Genomic DNA, 21,246 nt, shown 5'->3' with positions numbered 1-21,246 from the left:
GTCCCTCGCCGCTGGCTTTTGGAAGATCCGGGAGATCCACATATGTCAGGCAAGTTCGAACTCAAGCGTAGCCCGAACGGTGAATTTCACTTTCACCTGCTGGCCGACAGCGGGCACATCATCCTCTCTTCCGAGACTTATAAGGCGCGTGCCTCTGCGCAGAACGGCATCGAGTCCGTTCGCAAAAACTCGGTCGAGGATCATCGTTTCGAGCGCAAGACATCGACGTCAGGCCGCCCCTACTTCGTGCTCAAGGCGCGCAATGGCGAGATCATCGGCCAGAGCCAGATGTTCTCGACAGCCGAGCAGATGGAAGACGGCATCACTCAGGTCAAACGCGACGCCCCGGCGGCGTCGGTGAGCGATTTGTCGCATTGAGTGCTGCGCGGCGGGCCGAAACGCCCGCCGGCCAAGCCGTCTGCCGTTTTTTTTCAGTTGGCTTCAGACGACGCGCTTCAGATAGAGCCCCGTTCCCCGGAACCGGCACACTTCCTCGCCATGCTGGTTCGTGGCTGTCCAGAGCTGCCGCACGATACCGCGATCGGGACGACTCTTCGACGCGCGAACCTCCAGCGTGCTGCTCGTCACGTTGATCGTGTCCCCTGGGCGCACCGGCTTGAGCCATTCGATCTGTTCGACGCCCGGTGACCCCATGCTCGCCGAGCGCGAGAGCAGCTTGTCGACATTCATCCGCATCATGATGCTGCAAGTGTGCCAGCCACTGGCCACCAGTCCGCCGAAATGAGACTCGCGGCCGGCCAACTCATCGACGTGAAACGGCTGGGGATCGAACTGCCGGGCAAAGTGCACGATCTCGTCTGCCGTGAACGTGTATTCGCCCAGATCGAAGGTGTCGCCTACTGCGAAATCCTCGAAGTAATACTCGAACGTTGCCATCGCGAACTCCTCCGTACGGCGCGCCGGCGTCGTCTGTCGGGCGCGTGAGAATGGAAATGCGTGCAAATGCGTGGAAATAGCGCAGCGATCGCCAGCAAAAGCCAGGACTGCACCGGATGCCGGCGCTGCCGCACCCCGAACCGGCTCCGGCGATGGGCTTACTGTAACGTATCCTTGAAGCCGTCGGGAATGGGGAGCGGCATCACGTCGATGCCCTCCTCCGCCAGCGCCTCGGTCTCTTCCCGAGACACCGTCCCTCGGATATTGCGCTCCGGGGCTTCCCGATAATGGATCTTGCGGGCTTCCTCCGCGAAGTTGCTGCCGACGTCTTCCGTGTTCGCCATGACGTGGCGCACAGCCTTCATCCACAGCGTCTGCAATTCGCGTTTCGCCTCGATGGCGCCGCCCGAAGCGCCTTGCTGCCCCGGCATGGCCGCTGGCGGCGCGGCATCGGCTCGCGAGGTCGCCCCCGACAAGTTCAGGCGCGGCGCAGACGGCATGCGAACGATCGCCGTATCACCGCAAACGGGGCAAGTCACCAGCCCCCGCGCTTGCTGCGAAAGGTAATCGTCCTCCGAGCCAAACCAGCCCTCGAAGGTGTGCTCGTGTGCACAACGCAAATCAAAAACCTTCATGACGCTATGAATGTGTCCCGGCCCCGCCAGTCGCAAGGCACGAGCTGAAATAATGACGATGGATCAGCGCAGCGGCGAACGCTCGTTCGGCTGCCAGACTCCCGATAATATCTTCTCCAGCCAGAACGCGCCGATGATCGATTTTACGTCCGTTATGCGCCCGTCGCGCACCCACTGCAGCAGTTCGGTCGCAGGCATCTTGAACACGTCGAGAAACTCGCCTTCATCGAGACGCTGCTCGCCAAGCGTGAGGTCGCGTGCGAGCCAGATATCGATGAATTCCGTCGAATACGAAATCACCGGATGAATACGCGTGAGGTAGTCCCAGCGCTTGGCGTAGTACCCGGTCTCTTCCAGCAGTTCACGCTGACCACAGGCCAGACCGCCTTCGGCGTCGTCGAGCTTGCCTGCGGGCAATTCCGTCATCACACGCTCGAGCGGGTAACGATACTGACGCTCCATGAGCACCTGACCGTCTTCGAAAAGCGGAATCACCATGACCGCCCCCGGGTGGGTGGTGTACTCGCGCACGGCTGTCTTGCCATCGGGCAGACGGACGCGATCGCGCTTGATGGTCAGGAATGCACCGTCGTAGACCGTCTCACTCGTAACACATGTCTCAATCAGATGTTGATCGTCGGTTTGACGTTGGGTCATAAGCCCTCCACGGCTGAAAATTGGCGAACCCAAAACAAAACGCCGCCCAAGGGCGGCGTTTTGCAAAGCAGACATCTCAAGCGGCCACCGCCGGTCGATGACGCCACAAATATCGGTAAACGAAGCCCGGAAACGCGAACACGACAAACAGACTCGCCGTCACGGCGTAGAACTCCCAGCCCTGCGAAAACACGTTGCCGATGCCCGATTCGATCAGATATCCGAGGGCGCGCACCACGAAATAGGCCACCACCAGTTCGATCAGACGCAGCCACAGCGGCTTGATCGCCCGCTTGAGCGCAATGAGGCCGAACAGGCGCTGATTCACGAACGGCAGGTTCGCGCCCAGCGCGGCCAGCAGAATCACAAGCGTACCCCCTGCCGACATGCCCATCGTTCTTGCCTCCGCCTGTTTGTCTCTCTTGAGCCGGGCCGGCCATCTCGGCCCGCCCTGCCCGGTTTCCTGTCGGCGTCGTTGCCTTCGCCGACGTCGCGCTTCCGAACGTCCCCGGCCGCTTAGCTGGCCAGCGTCAGTTTGATGGTGCGCAGGCACCAATCCATCAACGAGCCCGGCATCAGGCCCAGATAAACCAGCACCAGACCGTTCAGCGACAGCACGAAGCGCATCGTACCGCTGCCTTCCAGCGCATTGGCGTCTTCCGGCTTGTCGAAGTACATCAGCTTGACGACACGCAGGTAGTAGAACGCGCCGATCAGCGATGCGATCACGGCCACGACGGCCAGCCACACCATACCGGCGTTGACCACGGCTTGCAGCACAGCCAGCTTGGCATAGAAGCCCGCCAGCGGCGGAATGCCGGCCAGCGAGAACATCAGCATCAGCATGACGAAGGCGAACCACGGGCTACGCTGGTTCAGGCCCTTCAGATCCGTGAGGTTCTCGGCTTCAAAGCCCTTGCGCGAGAGCAGCAGCACGATACCGAACGTGCCCAGCGTCGTCAGCAGGTAGATCACGCTGTAGAACAGCGACGAACCGTAAGCGTCGGCGATACCGTCGATCTTGCCGCCGACCACGCCCGAGAGCATGCCGAGCAGCACGAAACCCATGTGCGAGATCGTCGAATACGCCAGCAGACGCTTGACGTTGGTCTGCACGATGGCCGTCAGGTTACCGATCACCAGCGAGAGCACCGCCAGGATGATCAGCATCTGTTGCCAGTCGATCGCCAGCGGCAGCATGCCTTCGACGAGCAAACGCAGCAGCAGTGCAAACGCACCCAGCTTCGGCGCGCCACCGATGAGCAGCGTGACCGGGGTCGGTGCGCCTTGGTAGACGTCCGGCACCCACATGTGGAACGGAGCAGCGCCCAGCTTGAACGCCAGACCGGCGACCACGAACACCACGCCGAACACGAGCACGATCTTGTTCACGGCGCCCGAAGCGATGACTTCGAAGACCTTGGCCAGTTCGAGCGAACCGGTCGCGCCGTACATCATCGACATGCCGTACAGCAGGAAGCCCGAAGCGAGCGCGCCCAGCACGTAGTACTTCATGGCCGACTCGGTCGCGTTCGTCGAATCGCGCCACACGGCAGCGAGGGCGTACAGCGACAGGGACATCAGTTCCAGACCCAGATACAGCGTCAGGAAGTTGTTGCCCGAGATCATCACCGACAGACCCAGCAGCGAGAACAGGCTGAGGACATAGAAGTCGCCACGGGCAAGGCCGCGCGCCTCCAGATACTTCTGGCCGTAGATGAACGTGACGAACGTTGCCAGACCACCGAAGGCCTTGAGCAGGTTCGACATCGGATCGGCGACGAACATATTGCCGAACAGGTAGTGCGATGCCGGGTCCCCGGCATTGCAAGCCCACAGCACGGACACGACCGCAGACGTGATGAGTGCCAGAACGTAGTTCAGCTTGCGCGTCTGGCCGAGGAACGCGTCGCACATCATGATCACGAGGATCATGAGCAGCAGGATGGCCTCCGGCAACGCAGGCAGCAGATTAATGTTTTGCATGATCTAGATGTCCTCCCCGATTACGGCAGCTTGGTCTGCGCCACGTGGGCGAGGAGGTTAACCACGGAGGTGTGCATCAGGTCCGTGAAAGGCTTCGGATAGATACCCATGAACAGCGTGAGTGCAGCCAGCACGGCCAGCATGAAGAACTCGCGCTTGTTGATATCGATCAGCTCACGCACATGGTCGTTGGCGATGGCACCGAAGATCACGCGCTTGTACATCCACAGCGAGTAAGCCGCACCGGTGATCAGCGAAGTGGCCGCCAGCAGGCCCACCCAGAAGTTCAGCTTCACGGCGCCCAAAATCACCAGGAATTCACCCACGAAGCCCGACGTCGCCGGCAGACCGCTGTTGGCCATCGCGAACAGCATGAAGAACGTCGCAAACTTCGGCATCGTGTTCACCACACCGCCGTAATCGGCGATGTTGCGCGAGTGCATGCGGTCGTACAGCACACCGATACACAGGAACATGGCGCCCGACACGAAACCGTGCGAGATCATCTGAACCAGCGCGCCCTGCATGCCGATTTCGCTGAACATGAAGAAGCCGAGGATCACGAAGCCCATGTGCGCAATCGACGAGTATGCCACCAGCTTCTTCATATCGGTCTGCACCAGCGCCACGAGGCCGATGTAGACGACGGCGATCAGCGCAAGCGCAATCATGAAGCCCGACAGGTAGTGGCTGGCGTCCGGGGCGATCGGCAGCGAGAAGCGCAGGAAACCGTACGCACCAAGCTTCAGCATGATGGCGGCCAGCACGACCGAGCCGCCCGTCGGCGCTTCCACGTGAGCGTCCGGCAACCAGGTGTGCACCGGCCACATCGGCACCTTCACGGCAAAGGCCATGAAGAACGCCACGAACAGCAGTATCTGCACGTTCATCGGCAACTTCACCGCGTACCAGTCGGTCAGCGTGAACGAACCCGTTGCGGTGTACAGATAGATCAGCGCGACCAGCATCAGCAGCGAGCCGAGCAGCGTGTACAGGAAGAACTTGAACGCTGCGTACACACGGTTCGGCCCCCCCCACACACCGATGATCAGGTACATCGGGATCAGCGTGGCCTCGAAGAACACGTAGAACAGCAGGCCGTCTTGCGCCGAGAACACACCGATCATCAGCCCCGAGAGGATCAGGAACGCGGCCATGTACTGCGACACACGCTCCGTGATCACTTCCCAGCCCGCGATCACCACGATCACCGTGATGAGCGCGGTCAGCACGACCAGCCACAGCGAGATGCCGTCGATGCCCAGGAAGTAGTTGATGTGGAAACGCTCGATCCAGCTCGTCTTTTCGACGTACTGGAACGCCGGCGTGTTGGCGTCGAAGTTCGAGATCAGCGGTAGCGTGACCAGGAAGCTCACCAGCGAACCGATGAGCGCCAGCACGCGTGCGCCCGTCGGGTTACGGTCATTCCCCACTGCGAGGACAACGATCCCCGACAGGATGGGCAGCCAAATGGCCAGACTCAGAAGCGGTAGCGATTGCATTATTGTTGGCTCCCCCTATTACTTGCCGTTCAACGTCACAAACAGCGTCAGGAGCCCGAGCATGCCGATGATCATGGCGAACGCGTAGTGGTAGATGTAACCGGATTGTGCGAAGCGGATGACACCGGCGAACCAGCCCACCAGACGCGCGCTGCCATTCACGACGGCACCGTCGATGAGACCCTGATCGCCCGCCTTCCACAGGCCGCGGCCAATCTTGAGCGCGCCCTTGGCGAAGACCACTTCGTTGATCTTGTCCATGTAGTACTTGTTGTCGAGCAGATTGTAGATACCCGAGAACTTGTTCTTCAGTGCTTCCGGAATGTCCGGGCGCTTCAGGTAGAAGAAGGCTGCGAGCACGATACCCAGTGCCGACAACGCGATCGGCAGCGTGCCGAACGAGTGCAGCGCCATCGCTACCCAACCGTGGAACTCATGGCTCAGTTCTTCCATCGCCGGGTGGTTCTCGCCGATGAAGATCACGTCCTTGAACGCCACGCCCTGCTTGAAGAATTCGCCGAAGAGCATCGGGGCAATCGCAATCGCACCGATGATGACCGACGGGATCGCCAGCAGAATCAGCGGAATCGTCACGACAGCAGGCGACTCGTGCGGCTTCTGACCCGGTGCCAGACCATGGTGCTCGCCGTGCGAATCCTCTTCCTCTTCCTCGTGATGCGCGTCGTGATGGTCATGGTGCGCCAGACCGAAACGCTCCTTGCCGTGGAAGACCAGGAAGTACATACGGAACGAGTAGAACGCCGTGACGAACACGCTGGCGACCACTGCGAAGTAAGCGAAGCCCGAACCCGGCAGATGCGAGGCTGCCACCGCTTCGATGATCGAGTCCTTCGAGTAGAAGCCCGAGAAGAACGGCGTGCCGATCAGCGCCAGCGAACCGAGCAGCGACGTGATCCACGTGATCGGCATGTACTTCCACAGGCCGCCCATGTTGCGCATGTCCTGATCGTGGTGCATACCGATGATGACCGAGCCGGCCCCGAGGAACAGCAGCGCCTTGAAGAACGCGTGCGTCATCAGGTGGAAGATGGCCACCGGGTAGGCCGACACGCCGAGCGCGACCGTCATGTAACCGAGCTGCGAGAGCGTCGAGTAGGCCACGACACGCTTGATGTCGTTCTGGATCATGCCCAGGAAGCCCATGAACAGCGCCGTGATCGCACCGATGATCGTGATGAACGACAGCGCGGTGTCCGACAGCTCGAACAGCGGCGACATGCGGCTCACCATGAAGATACCTGCGGTCACCATCGTGGCCGCGTGAATCAGTGCCGAGATCGGGGTCGGGCCTTCCATCGAGTCGGGCAGCCAGACGTGCAGCGGGAACTGTGCCGACTTACCCATCGCGCCGATGAACAGGCAGATACAGGCCACCGTAATCAGGCGCCAGTCGGTGCCCGGGAACGACAGGGCCGCGACATCGTTGGCCTTGGCGAACACTTCGCCGTAATTCAGCGTGCCGGTGAAGGCCAGCAGCAGGCCGATACCGAGCAGGAAGCCGAAGTCACCGACACGGTTGACCAGGAACGCCTTCATGTTGGCGTAGATTGCGGTCGGACGCGTGTACCAGAAACCGATCAGCAGGTACGAGACCAGACCCACCGCTTCCCAGCCGAAGAACAGTTGCAGGAAGTTGTTGCTCATCACGAGCATCAACATCGAGAACGTGAACAGCGAGATGTACGAGAAGAAGCGCTGGTAGCCGGGGTCTTCCGCCATGTAGCCGATGGTGTAGATGTGCACCATCAGCGAGACGGAAGTGACCACGCACATCATGGTGACGGTGAGCGTGTCGACGAGGAAGCCGATCTCGAGTTTGAGTTCGCCGATGCGAGCCCATTCATAAACGGTGGCGTTGAAGCTCGCACCGTTCATGACGTCGATGAAGGTCATGACCGACAGGACAAACGCGACCAGCACGCCGAGGATCGTGACCGTGTGGGCGCCCGCGCGTCCGACTTGCTTGCCGAACAGACCGGCAATCAGGGAGCCGGCGAGCGGCGCCAGCGGGATCGCGAGCAGCAGGTTGGGATTCAATGTGGATGCCATAACAGCGTTCGCTTTTGTTAACCCTTAAGGCGGTCGAGATCTTCGACGTTGACCGTTTCGAGCTTACGGAACAGCGTGACCAGAATGGCCAGACCGATCGCGGCTTCCGCGGCGGCCACCGTAAGAATGAAGAACACGAATACCTGGCCGGCAATGTCGCCCAGGTAGTGCGAGAACGCGACGAAGTTCAGATTGACCGCGAGCAACATCAGCTCGATGGCCATCAGCAGCACAATCACATTTCTGCGGTTGAGGAAGATACCGGTAATGCTGATCGCGAAGAGAATCGCGCCCAACACCAGGTAATGCGCTAGCGACAACGACATCATGCTGTCTCCTTATTCCGCCGCCGGCTTGTCAGTGCCGGTGGATTGCTGCCGGGCTTCGGCGGGCATCGACACCAGACGCACGCGGTCGCGCGCCTTCACGCGTACCTGCTTGCTCGGGTCGGTCTGTTTGTGATCCTTACGGGTACGCATCGTGAGCGCAACGGCTGCCACAACGGCCACCAGCAGGATCAGACCTGCCACTTCGAAGGCAAAGATATAGTCGGTGTACAGCGCGATACCGAGCGCTTTGGTGTTCGGCACATCGGGGGCCGACACAGCCTTGACCGGCGCGCGCGTGGCGCCGTAGCCGCGCATCAGCACCAGCGACGCTTCGACGATCATGATCGCGCCGACCGTGCTCGCCAGCGGAATGAACTTGCCGAAGCCCCGTCGCAGTTCGTCGAGATTGATGTCGATCATCATCACCACGAACAGGAACAGCACCATCACCGCGCCGACGTAGACGAGCACCAGCATGATCGCCAGGAACTCGGCCTCTAGCAGCATCCAGATCGCCGCGGCGTTGAAGAAGGCCAGCACCAGGAACAGTGCCGACTGCACGGGGTTGCGCGAGGTCACGACCTTCAGGCCTGAGACCACGAGGATCAGCGCAAACACGTAGAAAAGAAAGGTTGTGAATTCCATAATCACCGGGTGTCGCGAGAATTAGCCAACGTCAATTGCCGTACCGGGCGCGCCATCGATCTGCCGCGCCCTGCCCTGCTTAACGGTACGGCGCATCGGCCGCCTTGGCCGCCGCGATTTCGTTTTCGTAACGATCGCCCACCGCGAGCAACATTTCCTTGGTGAAGTACAGATCGCCACGCTTCTCGCCGTGATACTCGAGAATGTGTGTCTCGACGATCGAGTCCACCGGGCAGCTTTCTTCGCAGAAGCCGCAGAAAATGCATTTGGTCAGATCGATGTCGTAACGCGTGGTACGGCGAGTGCCGTCGTCACGCACATCCGACTCGATCGTGATGGCCATTGCCGGGCACACCGCTTCGCACAACTTGCAGGCGATGCAGCGCTCTTCACCGTTCGGATAACGGCGCAGCGCATGCAGACCGCGAAAACGCGGCGACAGCGGCGTCTTCTCTTCCGGAAACTGCACCGTCACCTTACGAGCGAACGTGTAGCGCCCCGTGAGCGCCATGCCCTTGAGCAGTTCCAACAACAGGAAACTGCCGAAAAAGTCCTTGATTGCCCTTACCATGGGATTCCTCTACTCCGTTCGCCTCAGCCCCAGATGTTCCAGGGCGACATGATCCAGCCACCCACCACGATCACCCAAACGATCGTCAACGGCAGGAAAACTTTCCAGCCCAGACGCATGATCTGGTCGTAGCGGTAGCGCGGGAACGTCGCACGCACCCAGATGAACACCGACAGCAGCAGGAACACCTTGAACGCCAGCCAGAATACCCCCGGGATGAACGACAGGAAGCCGAACGGCGCACTCCAGCCACCCAGGAACAACACCGAAGCCAGCGCCGAGATGATGATCATGTTGATGTACTCGGCCAGGAAGAAGAGCGCGAAGCCCATGCCCGAGTACTCGATCATGTGACCGGCCACGATTTCCGACTCACCTTCCACCACGTCGAACGGGTGGCGGTTCGTTTCCGCAATACCCGAGATGAAGTAGACGAGGAACATCGGCAGCAGCGGCAGCCAGTTCCACGACAACAGGTTCAGCCCCATGCCGGCGAACATGCCGTGCTCTTGCGAGCGCACGATGTCCGACAGATTGAGCGAGCCAGCCGTCATCAGCACCGTCACCAGCGCGAAGCCCATGGCGATTTCGTACGAAATCATCTGGGCCGACGCGCGCATGGCGCCGAGGAAGGCGTACTTCGAGTTCGATGCCCAACCGGCGAGAATCACACCGTACACACCGATCGACGAGATCGCGATGGCGTACAGCAGACCGGCGTTCACGTCGGCCAGCACCGCCCCCGGCTGGAACGGGATCACCGCCCAGATCGCAAAGGCCGGCAGCACCGCCATCACCGGAGCGATGGCGTAAATGCCCTTGCTGACTTGCGACGGCGTGATGACTTCCTTGAGCAGGAGCTTCAACACGTCGGCGATCGGCTGAAGCAGACCGGCCGGACCCACACGGTTCGGACCGAGACGCACGTGCATCCAGCCGATGAGCTTACGCTCCCACAGAATCAGGTACGCCACGCACAGCAGCAGGATCACGGCCACAACGAGAATGCGGACCAGCGCCCACACCGTCGGCCAGGCCACGCCCAGCAGTTGCGTGCCGTATTGATTGATGACTTCGTTCAGGCTCATTTACGCCTTCTCCACCGAAATTTCACCGAACATCGCGCCAAGCGCGGCGGACGCCGGCGTGGCTGCCGGAACGCGCACCACGTTGGCAGGCAGCGTTTCCGAGCGAGCGGCCGGCAGCGTAACCACGGCATCGCCCTGACGCACGCGCACGGCGTCGCCGGCAGCGAGGCCCAGGCTGTCGAACAGTGCCGCCGGCAGCGTGGCACGCAGCGCTGCCTTGGCATCGTTCGTCAGTTGCAGCGACGGCGCACGGCGCACCAGTGCATCGGCAGCGTAGATCGGCACATCGGCCAGACGCTCCAGCCCCTGACCCGCCGCCTTCGGCGCAGTCAGTGCAGCCTTGGCGCGGTTATCAAGCGAGGCCGCCGAGAAACCGGCGAGGGCTTCGTCGCGAACCTGCTCGGCCGTGTCTTGCTCGAAGCCTTGCAGCTTCAGCAGGTTACCCAGCACGCGCAGCACCTTCCAGCCCGGACGCGTTTCGCCCAGCGCACGCACCACACCGTTGAAGTGTTGCGGCAGACCTTCGGCGTTGACGAACGTACCGGCGGTTTCCGTGAACGGCGCGATCGGCAGCAGCACGTCGGCGTAGTCGAGGCCATGCTTGAACGGCGAGAGCGAGACAACCATCTTCGCGGCGCTCAAAGCCGTGAGTGCTTGCTTCGCATCGGCCGAGTCGTACTCCGGCTCGGCGTTGAGCAGCAGGTATGCCTGACGCGGCTGCGCGAACAGCGCGGCAGCGCCCTTCGCGTTCGTGGCCTTCACTGCGTAGCCGCCGACCGTGTTGGCGCCTTCGGTCAGGAAGCCCAGCGTGGCGCCGGTGATGTCAGCGATCACTTGCGCGATGGCGTGCAGTTGCGAGAACTGCGGATGCTGCACAGCGGCGTTACCCAGCAGAATTGCGCGACGCTCACCGTTCACCAACGACGCAGCGATGGCCTTGGCCGTATCGCTAGCGCTCACACCGGCCAGCTCTGCCGGAGCGGCAACGCCCTTGGCAGCGGCAGCCGCCACGGCGATACCGGCCAGTTCGCTCACCCAGGCGCTCGGTGCGGCGATGATCTTGTTGGCGAGCTTCACCAGCAGATCGTCGTCCGAGCCGTGCAGCACGTTGAGTTGGCCACCGGCCTTCACAGCGGAGCGCAGACGCGAGGCGAACAGCGGATGATCCTTGCGCAGGAACGAGCCGACGACCAGTGCGCTTTGCAGCGTGTCGAGTTCTGCGATCGGCAGGCCGAGCCACGGTGCGCCCTGGGTGCCGCCCGATACATCCGTCTGACGCAGACGGAAGTCGACGTTCTCGCTGCCCAGTGCGCGCACGAACTTCTGCAACAGGTGCAGTTCTTCGAGCGTGGCATGCGGCGAGGCCAGTGCGGCGACGGCGTCGGCGCCGAAGTCGCGGATGATGTCCGTCAAACCGTGACCGACGTATTCGAGCGCCGTCTGCCAGTCGACTTCGTGCCACTCACCGCCTTGCTTGAGCATCGGCTTGGTGAGGCGATCGTCGCTGTTCAGACCTTCGTACGAGAAACGGTCCTTGTCCGAGATCCAGCATTCGTTGACCGCTTCGTTCTCGAGCGGCACAACGCGCATGACCTTGTTGTTCTTCACTTGCACCACGAGGTTCGCGCCCACGCCATCGTGAGGGCTCACCGACTTGCGGCGCGACAGCTCCCACGTACGGGCGCTGTAACGGAACGGCTTCGACGTCAGCGCACCGACCGGGCACAGGTCGATCATGTTGCCCGAGAGTTCGGAGTCGACCGTCTTGCCGACGAACGACGTGATTTCCGAGTGCTCGCCGCGCCCCAGCATGCCGAACTCCATGACGCCGGCCACTTCCTGACCGAAACGCACGCAGCGGGTGCAGTGGATGCAGCGCGACATCTCTTCCATCGAGATGAGCGGGCCCACGTTCTTGTGGAACACCACGCGCTTCTCTTCCTGATAGCGCGACGCCGACTTGCCGTAACCGACGGCCAAGTCCTGCAGTTGGCACTCACCCCCCTGATCGCAGATCGGGCAGTCGAGCGGGTGATTGATCAGCAGGAACTCCATCACCGATTGCTGTGCCTTCACAGCCTTCTCGGAGTTGGTGCGCACGATCATGCCGTTGGCCACCGGCGTTGCACAGGCCGGCACGGCCTTCGGGGCCTTTTCGACCTCGACCAGGCACATGCGGCAGTTCGCAGCGATGGACAGCTTCTTGTGGTAGCAGAAGTGAGGAATATAGGTGCCATTCTTCTTGGCAGCCTGGATCACCATGCTGCCTTCGGGCACCTCGACCTTTTGGCCGTCAATTTCGATTTCAACCATAGCGGTTCAATGCCAAGCGTCAAAAGGGATTAGTGAGCGCCGACCAAGCAATGCTTGTGCTCGACGTGGTAGGCGAACTCGTCCCAGAAGTGTTTGAGCATGCCGCGCACCGGCATCGCTGCGGCGTCGCCCAGCGCGCAAATGGTACGGCCCATGATGTTCTCGGCCACCGAGTTGAGCAGGTCCAGATCTTCCTTGCGGCCTTCACCGTGCTCGATACGATTGACCACGCGCCACAGCCAGCCCGTGCCTTCACGGCACGGCGTGCACTGACCGCACGATTCTTCGTAGTAGAAGTACGACAAACGCAGCAGCGAGCGCACCATGCAGCGTGTCTCGTCCATCACGATCACGGCGCCAGAGCCCAGCATCGATCCAGCCTTGGCGATGCTGTCGTAGTCCATCGTGGTTTCCATCATCAACCCGGCCGGCACGACCGGTGCCGACGAGCCGCCCGGAATCACGGCCTTGAGCTTCTTGCCGCCGCGCATGCCACCGGCAAGTTCCAGCAACTCGGGAAACGGTGTGCCCAGCGGCACTTCGTAGTTACCCGGCAGCTCGACGTCGCCCGACACCGAGAAAATCTTGGTGCCGCCGTTGTTCGGCTTGCCCATTTCCAGATACTGCTGAGGGCCGGTGGCCAGCAGGAACGGAACCGCCGCGAACGTCTCGGTGTTGTTGATGGTCGTGGGCTTGCCGTACAGACCGAAGCTCGCCGGGAACGGCGGCTTGAAACGCGGCTGGCCCTTCTTGCCCTCGAGCGACTCGAGCAATGCGGTTTCTTCGCCGCAGATGTACGCGCCATAGCCATGGTGAGCGTGCAACTGGAACGAGAAGTCTGTGCCGAGGATGTTCTCGCCCAGATAACCGGCGGCACGCGCTTCCTCGAGCGCCGCTTCGAAGCGTTCATACACTTCGTAGATTTCGCCGTGGATGTAGTTGTAACCGACGGTGATGCCCATGGCGAAACCGCCGATGGCCATGCCTTCGATCAGCGCATGCGGGTTGTAGCGCAGGATGTCGCGATCCTTGAACGTGCCGGGTTCGCCTTCGTCCGAGTTACAGACAAGGTACTTCTGACCCGGGAACGCGCGCGGCATGAAGCTCCACTTCAGACCAGTCGGGAAGCCTGCGCCTCCGCGGCCACGCAGGCCCGATGCCTTGACGTCGGCAATGACCTGCTCCGGCGTGAGGCCTTCCTTCAGAATGCGTGCGAGCTGCTGGTAACCACCGCGCTTGACGTAATCTTCCAGATGCCAGTTATCGCCATTGAGGCCAGCGAGAATCAGCGGCTTGATGTGACGGTTGTGCAGCGACGTCATGCTTTCTCTCCCGCGGCACCCTTGGCCTTGAGCTCGTCGATGAGCGCGTCGACCTTGGCTTCGTTCATGAAGCCGCACATGCGGTGGTTGTTCACCAGCATGACGGGGGCATCGCCGCAAGCGCCCATGCACTCACCTTCCTTGACCGTGAAGAGACCATCCGGCGTGATGTCGTTGTACTCGACACCCAGCTTCTCCTTCAGGTACTTGGCCATCTCTTCGCCGCGCGTGAGCTGGCAAGGCAGGTTCGTGCACACGGTCAACTTGAACTTGCCCACGGGGCTCGTGTTGAACATGGTGTAGAAGGTTGCGACCTCTTGCACCGCGACTGCGGGCATCTCGAGGTAGTCCGCCACGAATTGCATCACTTCGGGCGACAACCAGCCTTTCTCGACCTGCGCTACGGCAAGTGCGTGCATTACCGCCGACTGTTTCTGCTCGGCAGGGTATTTGGCAACGGCACGGTCGATTTTCTTCAGGGCTTCGGGAGAAAGCATTTCCGATCCGACGGTTCTCTAAAACGTTATCCCCGCTCGTGCCAGCGCGGGCGAGCCGATCATCTCGGCTGCCCGCAACTCACAGGCACGGCAACTGGAACGGCAATGGTATCGACCTGCGAAACCCTGCCGAATTAACACTGCGGGCGCCTGGGGCGCCCGCTGCGCATTTAGCGATCAATCTCGCCGAACACGATGTCCTGGGTACCGATGATTGCGACAGCATCTGCAATCATGTGACCCTTTGCCATCTCGTCGAGCGCAGAAAGGTGGGCAAAGCCCGGCGCGCGAATTTTCAGGCGGTACGGCTTGTTGGCACCGTCCGACACCAGATAGATGCCGAACTCGCCCTTCGGGTGCTCGATAGCGGCATACGTCTCGCCGGCGGGCACGTGGAAGCCTTCGGTGAAGAGCTTGAAGTGGTGAATCAGCTCTTCCATGTTCGACTTCATTTCCACTCGCGACGGCGGCGCCACCTTGTGATTGTCCGTAATCACCGGACCTTCATTGGCACGCAACCATTTCACGCACTGGCGAATCAGGCTGGCCGACTGGCGCATTTCTTCAACGCGCACCAGATAACGGTCGTAACAATCGCCTTCCTTACCCACCGGGATGTCGAACTCGAGGCGGTCGTACACTTCGTACGGCTGCTTTTTGCGCAAATCCCAGGCAATGCCCGAGCCGCGCAGCATCGCACCGGAGAAGCCGAGCTGCATGGCACGCTCGGGCGACACCACGCCGATACCGACCAGACGCTGCTTCCAGATACGGTTGTCGGTGAGCAGCGTTTCGTACTCGTCGACACACTTCGGGAAGCGAATGGCGAAATCTTCGATGAAGTCCAGCAGCGAGCCTTCGCGCGCTTCGTTCATCTTCTTGATCGCACGCTCGTTGTGGAACTTCGACGCACGATACTTCGGCATCGTGTCCGGCAGATCGCGGTACACACCGCCCGGACGGTAGTAAGCCGCGTGCATACGTGCACCCGAAACGGCTTCATACACGTCGAACAGATCTTCGCGCTCACGGAAGGCGTACAGGAACACCGCCATCGCGCCCACGTCGAGCGCATGGGAACCGATCCACATCAGGTGATTCAGAACGCGCGTAATTTCGTCGAACATCACGCGGATGTATTGTGCGCGAATCGGCACTTCGACGCCGAGCAGCTTTTCGATCGCCATCACATAGGCGTGCTCGTTGCACATCATCGAGACGTAGTCCAGACGATCCATGTACGGCACGGATTGCAGGAACGTCTTCGATTCGGCGAGCTTTTCGGTCGCGCGGTGCAACAGGCCGATGTGCGGATCGGCGCGCTGGATCACTTCGCCGTCCAGCTCCAGCACCAGGCGCAGCACACCGTGCGCTGCCGGGTGCTGCGGACCGAAGTTCAGAGTGTAGTTCTTGATGTCTGCCACAAGGCCACCTTAATGTTTCAGACCGGCGTAATGCTCTTCGCGGATGATGCGCGGCGTAATTTCGCGCGGCTCGATCGTCACCGGTTGGTAGATCACTCGCTTCTGTTCCGGGTCGTAACGCATCTCGACATAACCGGACGTCGGGAAGTCCTTGCGGAACGGGTGACCGATGAAACCGTAGTCCGTCAGAATACGGCGCAGATCCGGGTGACCCTCGAACACGATACCGACCAGATCGAAGGCTTCACGCTCGAACCAGTTGGCCGAACTCCACAGATCGATCAGCGATGCCACGACCGGCAGATCGTCTTCCGGTGCGAACACGCGCACACGCAGACGCCAGTTGTGGGTGAGCGAGAGCAGATGCGAGACGGCGGCATAGCGCGGGCCGTCGTAGGCACCCTCGCCATAGGCCGAGTAGTCCAGGCCGGCAACATCCATCAATTGCTCGAACTTCAGCTCGGGATGATCGCGCAGCGTGCGCGCCACTTCGAGATAGTCGCTTGCCTTGACGGTCAACGTCAGCTCGTCGAGGGCTTCCACCAACTGCTCGGCACGAGTGCCAAGCACGTTTTGCAGGGTGGTCTTGAGTTGTTCTAGTGTAGACATGGGCGGGGGCGGTTATTTACGCGCGATCGTCGCAGTCCGCTTGATCTTCGACTGCAACTGGATGATGCCGTAGACAAGCGCCTCGGCCGTGGGCGGACAGCCCGGCACGTAGACGTCGACTGGCACGATGCGATCGCAACCGCGCACCACCGAGTAGGAATAGTGATAGTAACCGCCGCCGTTGGCGCACGACCCCATCGAGATCACCCAACGCGGCTCGGCCATCTGGTCGTACACCTTGCGCAGCGCGGGCGCCATCTTGTTGCACAGCGTGCCGGCCACGATCATCACGTCCGACTGACGCGGGCTCGGGCGGAACACCACGCCAAACCGGTCCAGATCGTAACGCGCCGCGCCGGCGTGCATCATTTCAACGGCACAACACGCAAGGCCGAACGTCATCGGCCAAAGCGAACCCGTGCGCGTCCAGTTGATGAGTTTGTCAGCCGTGGTGGTGACGAACCCTTCGCGCAAAACCCCTTCGATGCTCATATGCTTACCCTGAATCCTTCTGCAATGCTGCCAATACGTTGACGGTCTTATTCCCAGTCAAGCGCACCGCGCTTCCACAGGAACACGAAACCGACGAGCAGCTCAAGCAGGAAACCCATCATGGAGATAAAGCCCACCCAGCCGATATCGCGCAGGGCCACGCCCCACGGAAACAGAAATGCCGTTTCCAGATCGAACAGGATGAAAAGGATGGCGACGAGATAGTAGCGCACATCGAACTTCATGCGCGCGTCTTCGAAAGCCTCGAAGCCGCACTCGTACGGAGAGAGTTTTTCGCTGTCGGGTTTGTTGGGGCCGAGGAATTTACCAACCCCAATCAGTACCGCCCCAAGACCGCCACCTACCAGAAGAAACAGCAGGACGGGATAATAGGTTCCGAGGTTCAACTCTACCCTCTTTCGGTTAGTTCAAAGAACCGCTCTCGTCGATGGCGTGGGGACCGGAAAGCGGATGAACGGTGAGCACAAAATAAAATGCCAGCCAAAGCATAAACGCAAGGCTGGCATCGTAGAACTGTGGTGCCGACGGCGAGACTCGAACTCGCACAGCTTTCGCCACTACCCCCTCAAGATAGCGTGTCTACCAATTTCACCACGTCGGCATTCATAGTCTGCAATCCGCTGTCACTTACGAATCGCTTCAAGACCGCTATAGTAGCGCCCTTCCACCTTTTGTTCAATGCACAAATCGATTTTTTTTCGATTTTCTTTACAGCTTATTACTTGTCACAAAGCTATCGTCAATTACTTGGGCACGCCCTGCGGATTGGCCACAGAAGCCGGTGCCGGAATGCTTGCCGCAGCAGGTGCCGACGCCGTTGCCGGCGAAGTCGCGGCAGGCAAATTACCAAGGACACCGATGTTTGCTGCCGGCTTATACGAACCGAGATACGTGAGACCCAGCGTGGTCACGAAGAATACGGCCGCCAGAACTGCCGTGGTACGCGACAGGAAGTTCGCAGAGCCCGATGCACCGAAGAGACTGCCCGACGAACCGCTACCGAATGCAGCGCCCATGTCGGCGCCTTTGCCATGCTGAAGCAACACCAGACCGATGATGCCCAGCGCCGAAAGCACCTGCACCACGATCAACAACGTTTTCAACAACCCCATCTCATCACCCGTATAGAAAAATCCGATTTGCAGTGCATTTTTGATGCACCGCATCATGACTATTTCGTGCCATGACGAAGCATGGCATTGGCAATCAGCGCGACAGTCCCGCCTCGCAAATCGCCAGAAAATCGACCGCCTTCAATGCCGCACCGCCGATCAGACCGCCATCGACGTCCGCCATTGAGAACAGCTCGGCCGCGTTGTCCGGCTTCACACTGCCACCGTACAACACCGCCACATCCGTGACCGCCTCACCCTTCGCGCGCAACAGCGAACGCAGATGGGCATGTACTTCCTGCGCCTCGGCCGAGGTTGCCGTCTTGCCCGTACCAATCGCCCAAACCGGTTCGTAAGCGACAACGATCCGCTCGGCCTGCTCCACCGTCAGCGCTGCGAGTACCGCCTCGAGCTGACGCGTCACCACCGCCGTCGTCTCACCGGCCTCGCGCTCGGCAAGCGTCTCACCCACACATACGATCGGCGTCATGCCCGCATCGAGCACGCGCACCGTCTTGCCAGCAACATTCGCATCGGTCTCGGCGTGATACGTGCGACGCTCCGAGTGCCCCACGATCACGAACTGCGCACCGAACTCGGCAATCATCGGCGCCGCGACTTCGCCCGTGAAGGCACCGCTCAACTGCGCCGAGACATCCTGCGCACCAAAGCCCAACACCTGCCCCGAGAGGCGAGTCTGGCATTGTGCGAGATAGGGGAACGGCACGCACACGGCCGCAATCACGCCCGGCGCGCTCAGCACCGGCGATGCCAGCAGGTCGCCCAGAAGCGCCTCGTTGCCGGCCAGACTGCCATGCAGTTTCCAATTGCCCACGACGAGCTTGCCAGCCTTGCGGCTGATGGTGCGAGCCGAAGCTGCGGTACCAGTTGTCACGCCTTATCCCCCAATGCGTATGGACGAAAAACCTCTCATTCTAGTGCGTCCAGGGCATGGGGGTCAATTTCGATGGCTTTCTAACGCGAGAATCCGCATGAAACACGCATTTCACGCGGATTCCCACCATCAATCGACGCAGGCGTGCTTACCAGGTCAGCACGATCTTGCCGACGTGCGTACTGGTTTCCATCAAAGCATGGGCTTTGTCCGCTTGTTCGGCCGGGAACGTCTGATAAATCACCGGACGAATCTTGCCTGCCGCAAACAGCGGCCAGACGTTCTCGTACAGGCGCTGCGCGATGGCCGCCTTGAATGCTACCGAGCGCGGGCGCAGCGTCGAGCCGGTCACTGTCAGGCGGCGGCGCAATAGCGCGCCCATATCCAGCGTGGCCTTGCTCCCGCCGAGCAGCGCGATGATGGCGATGCGTCCGTCAAAGGCCAGCGCCTGTACTTCACGCGGCAGATAGTCGCCGCCCACCATATCGAGCACGACGTCCACGCCGCGATCCTGGGTGAGTTCCTTGGCGATGGCGACGAAATCCTCGGTCTTGTAATTGATGCCCCGCTCCGCGCCAAGTGCTTCGCATGCGCGAGCCTTCTCGTCGGAACCGGCGGTTGCGAACACGCGATGGCCGAGCGCCACGCCAAGCTGGATCGCCGTCACGCCGATACCGCTCGTTCCCCCTTGCACCAGCAGCGTCTCCTTCTCGCCCGTCTCGGTCTCACCGAGGTGAGCGCGATCGAACACGTTGCTCCACACCGTGAAGAACGTTTCCGGCAGCGACGCCGCCTCCACGTCCGACAGCCCTTCCGGCACCGGCAGCACCTGTGCGAGCGGCGCGGCGCAATACTCGGCATAGCCACCGCCCTGCACCAGCGCGCACACGCGCGAACCGATCTTCAGACCCCAGCGGTTGTCTGCCCCATCGAGCGCGCCTTCGACGATCTCGCCAGCGACTTCGAGTCCGGGCAGATCCGAGGCGCCCGGCGGCACCGGGTACTGACCGATACGCTGAAGCACGTCCGGACGGTTCACTCCCGACGCCGCCACCTTGATAAGCACTTCGCCCGGCTTGAGTTCGGGACGCGGCCGCTCGGTGGGCTTGAGCACTTCCGGTGCGCCGTACTGCGTGATCTCGATCGCCTTCATCGTGTCTGTCCTCGGTTTCGGGGGCGAAGTCCTCGCATCGAAGCGGGTCGCCCGTCTCGTTGGGGTCGTGAGGATGATGCCTGCGCCGCGCGCCTTCAAGCGCACCGGCCATGACACGCACCCTCGGTAAATTGTGTCGAGCCGGTACCTTATCACCGACAGCGCGATCGTGTTGGCCGACGAAGCGAACCTCGCGCTCGTTCTCGATCAATCGGAATTATTCGGGACGTTGGCACGACATTGGCAACGTGCTCGCAGTTGGTTTGGTTTGCGCGACGTGAACCGACGCGCTCACTGTCTGGTTGACGGGCGCGTCGCGTGGGATCGTAACGACCTTGTGCGACGCGCCGGATTGTGCCCAAAAGGAAGAAGCCGGCGGTTCGGGGCAAGCCAGCGACGCCTACCTCGGAAAGACCGTCAGGCGACGCCTTCCCCCCCTTCGTCGATCAGCCCGTGCCGAATGGCGTAGCCGATCAGGTCTGCACTATCGTCGAGCGCGAGTTTGTGCAGGATATTTGCGACGTGTGCTGCGATCGTTCGCTCGCTCGAATGCATGACATCAACGATCTCATTGACGGCCAGGCCGTCGACCAGCATATGAAACACTTCGTTTTCGCGAACCGACAAACTCAGATACCTCGGATTGTCGTCGCGTCCCTCGGTACGCTGCCGCGACCGCGGCGCCCGATGCGATGCCCGCGGTGGCTCACGGCGCGCCCCAGCCTCGCGCCACCCTGCGTCGGAAGCCGCCCGCGTGGTTACCCGGCTTCGTCCGCCTTCGAGTTTCATGCCCGCCTCCTGTATGAACACTTTCGCTCGCCGGCTCCATCGACTGCGGTAAGCAGTCAACGTACGGCGTCGTTCATTGTGCGACAGACAATTCACGCTCGTAACTTCACAGAAGCTCATCGCAATGGCGTGTTCGATTGCCGTTGCCTAATACGCGACGCTCACCGCAGGCCAACCCTCCCGGCAAACGCCAGCGCATTACCGTCGACATCCGCGAGACATCTCGCCGCCCCGGTGAG

23 protein-coding genes and 1 tRNA gene are annotated in these 21,246 nt (G+C 61.1%); 1 reads left to right on the top strand and 23 read right to left on the bottom strand.

Annotated features, from left to right (window positions below; all coding sequences use genetic code 11):
- Positions 1-42 precede the first annotated feature (42 nt).
- Positions 43-378, top strand: a complete 336-nt coding sequence (locus tag PCO31110_RS12510; protein WP_010807396.1) for a YegP family protein — start codon at positions 43-45, stop codon at positions 376-378.
- 63 nt (positions 379-441) lie between these two features.
- Here PCO31110_RS12510 and PCO31110_RS12505 read toward each other — a convergent pair whose 3' ends face one another.
- The 23 genes from PCO31110_RS12505 to PCO31110_RS26160 all read right to left on the bottom strand — a co-directional run bounded on the left by PCO31110_RS12505 (position 442) and on the right by PCO31110_RS26160 (position 21,007).
- On the bottom strand, positions 442-897 hold the full coding sequence (locus PCO31110_RS12505) for a MaoC family dehydratase (RefSeq protein ID WP_010807397.1): 456 nt from the start codon (positions 895-897) through the stop codon (positions 442-444).
- 158 nt (positions 898-1,055) lie between these two features.
- On the bottom strand, positions 1,056-1,532 hold the full coding sequence (locus PCO31110_RS12500) for a DUF1178 family protein (protein ID WP_150690566.1): 477 nt from the start codon (positions 1,530-1,532) through the stop codon (positions 1,056-1,058).
- Between the two features lie 63 nt (positions 1,533-1,595).
- Positions 1,596-2,189: an NUDIX domain-containing protein gene (locus tag PCO31110_RS12495; RefSeq protein ID WP_010807399.1), complete on the bottom strand. Its 594-nt coding sequence runs from the start codon at positions 2,187-2,189 to the stop codon at positions 1,596-1,598.
- A 76-nt stretch (positions 2,190-2,265) separates the two neighbouring features.
- Positions 2,266-2,583, bottom strand: a complete 318-nt coding sequence (locus PCO31110_RS12490) for a DUF2818 family protein (protein ID WP_010807400.1) — start codon at positions 2,581-2,583, stop codon at positions 2,266-2,268.
- A gap of 122 nt (positions 2,584-2,705) precedes the next feature.
- Positions 2,706-4,175: an NADH-quinone oxidoreductase subunit NuoN gene (gene nuoN / locus PCO31110_RS12485; protein WP_010807401.1), complete on the bottom strand. Its 1,470-nt coding sequence runs from the start codon at positions 4,173-4,175 to the stop codon at positions 2,706-2,708.
- 20 nt (positions 4,176-4,195) lie between these two features.
- The gene (locus tag PCO31110_RS12480; RefSeq protein ID WP_010807402.1) at positions 4,196-5,677 is read right to left on the bottom strand and encodes an NADH-quinone oxidoreductase subunit M; all 1,482 of its coding nucleotides are present in this window, start codon (positions 5,675-5,677) and stop codon (positions 4,196-4,198) included.
- Between the two features lie 18 nt (positions 5,678-5,695).
- Positions 5,696-7,747 carry an NADH-quinone oxidoreductase subunit L gene (gene nuoL / locus PCO31110_RS12475; RefSeq protein WP_010807403.1) on the bottom strand — a complete coding sequence of 684 codons (2,052 nt, stop codon included), beginning with the start codon at positions 7,745-7,747 and terminating at the stop codon, positions 5,696-5,698.
- A 17-nt stretch (positions 7,748-7,764) separates the two neighbouring features.
- Entirely contained in the window at positions 7,765-8,076 is a 312-nt protein-coding gene (nuoK, locus tag PCO31110_RS12470; RefSeq protein ID WP_023596640.1) for an NADH-quinone oxidoreductase subunit NuoK, read from the bottom strand.
- A gap of 9 nt (positions 8,077-8,085) precedes the next feature.
- Positions 8,086-8,721 carry an NADH-quinone oxidoreductase subunit J gene (locus PCO31110_RS12465; protein ID WP_010807405.1) on the bottom strand — a complete coding sequence of 212 codons (636 nt, stop codon included), beginning with the start codon at positions 8,719-8,721 and terminating at the stop codon, positions 8,086-8,088.
- Positions 8,722-8,800: 79 nt separating this feature from the next.
- Positions 8,801-9,292, bottom strand: a complete 492-nt coding sequence (nuoI, locus tag PCO31110_RS12460) for an NADH-quinone oxidoreductase subunit NuoI (RefSeq protein WP_010807406.1) — start codon at positions 9,290-9,292, stop codon at positions 8,801-8,803.
- Positions 9,293-9,315: 23 nt separating this feature from the next.
- Complete coding sequence (gene nuoH, locus PCO31110_RS12455; protein WP_010807407.1) at positions 9,316-10,380, bottom strand: NADH-quinone oxidoreductase subunit NuoH; 1,065 nt, start codon at positions 10,378-10,380, stop codon at positions 9,316-9,318.
- Entirely contained in the window at positions 10,381-12,693 is a 2,313-nt protein-coding gene (gene nuoG, locus PCO31110_RS12450; RefSeq protein WP_010807408.1) for an NADH-quinone oxidoreductase subunit NuoG, read from the bottom strand.
- Positions 12,694-12,722: 29 nt separating this feature from the next.
- Entirely contained in the window at positions 12,723-14,015 is a 1,293-nt protein-coding gene (gene nuoF, locus PCO31110_RS12445) for an NADH-quinone oxidoreductase subunit NuoF (protein WP_010807409.1), read from the bottom strand.
- Entirely contained in the window at positions 14,012-14,512 is a 501-nt protein-coding gene (gene nuoE, locus PCO31110_RS12440) for an NADH-quinone oxidoreductase subunit NuoE (RefSeq protein ID WP_010807410.1), read from the bottom strand. Before nuoE ends, nuoF begins: the two co-directional genes overlap by 4 nt.
- A gap of 170 nt (positions 14,513-14,682) precedes the next feature.
- Entirely contained in the window at positions 14,683-15,936 is a 1,254-nt protein-coding gene (locus PCO31110_RS12435; protein WP_010807411.1) for an NADH-quinone oxidoreductase subunit D, read from the bottom strand.
- A gap of 9 nt (positions 15,937-15,945) precedes the next feature.
- Positions 15,946-16,545 (bottom strand): NADH-quinone oxidoreductase subunit C, encoded by a 600-nt coding sequence (locus tag PCO31110_RS12430; protein ID WP_010807412.1) that lies wholly within the window; start codon positions 16,543-16,545, stop codon positions 15,946-15,948.
- Positions 16,546-16,557: 12 nt separating this feature from the next.
- On the bottom strand, positions 16,558-17,037 hold the full coding sequence (locus PCO31110_RS12425; RefSeq protein WP_010807413.1) for a NuoB/complex I 20 kDa subunit family protein: 480 nt from the start codon (positions 17,035-17,037) through the stop codon (positions 16,558-16,560).
- A gap of 47 nt (positions 17,038-17,084) precedes the next feature.
- Entirely contained in the window at positions 17,085-17,444 is a 360-nt protein-coding gene (locus PCO31110_RS12420; protein ID WP_010807414.1) for an NADH-quinone oxidoreductase subunit A, read from the bottom strand.
- Between the two features lie 130 nt (positions 17,445-17,574).
- A tRNA-Leu gene (locus PCO31110_RS12415) sits at positions 17,575-17,659 on the bottom strand.
- Between the two features lie 142 nt (positions 17,660-17,801).
- Positions 17,802-18,170, bottom strand: a complete 369-nt coding sequence (secG, locus tag PCO31110_RS12410) for a preprotein translocase subunit SecG (protein ID WP_036661140.1) — start codon at positions 18,168-18,170, stop codon at positions 17,802-17,804.
- A gap of 94 nt (positions 18,171-18,264) precedes the next feature.
- Complete coding sequence (gene tpiA / locus PCO31110_RS12405; RefSeq protein WP_036661143.1) at positions 18,265-19,032, bottom strand: triose-phosphate isomerase; 768 nt, start codon at positions 19,030-19,032, stop codon at positions 18,265-18,267.
- A 181-nt stretch (positions 19,033-19,213) separates the two neighbouring features.
- Positions 19,214-20,218, bottom strand: coding sequence for an NAD(P)H-quinone oxidoreductase (locus PCO31110_RS12400; protein WP_150690565.1), 1,005 nt, complete (start codon positions 20,216-20,218; stop codon positions 19,214-19,216).
- Positions 20,219-20,635: 417 nt separating this feature from the next.
- Positions 20,636-21,007 (bottom strand): response regulator transcription factor, encoded by a 372-nt coding sequence (locus PCO31110_RS26160; RefSeq protein WP_010807418.1) that lies wholly within the window; start codon positions 21,005-21,007, stop codon positions 20,636-20,638.
- Between the last annotated feature and the right edge of the window lie 239 nt (positions 21,008-21,246).

The organism is Pandoraea communis, assembly GCF_902459745.1.
GTDB lineage: Bacteria > Pseudomonadota > Gammaproteobacteria > Burkholderiales > Burkholderiaceae > Pandoraea > Pandoraea communis.
Note: the sequence above shows the minus strand (reverse complement) of the source record. Positions and strands in the feature narration are given on the sequence as shown.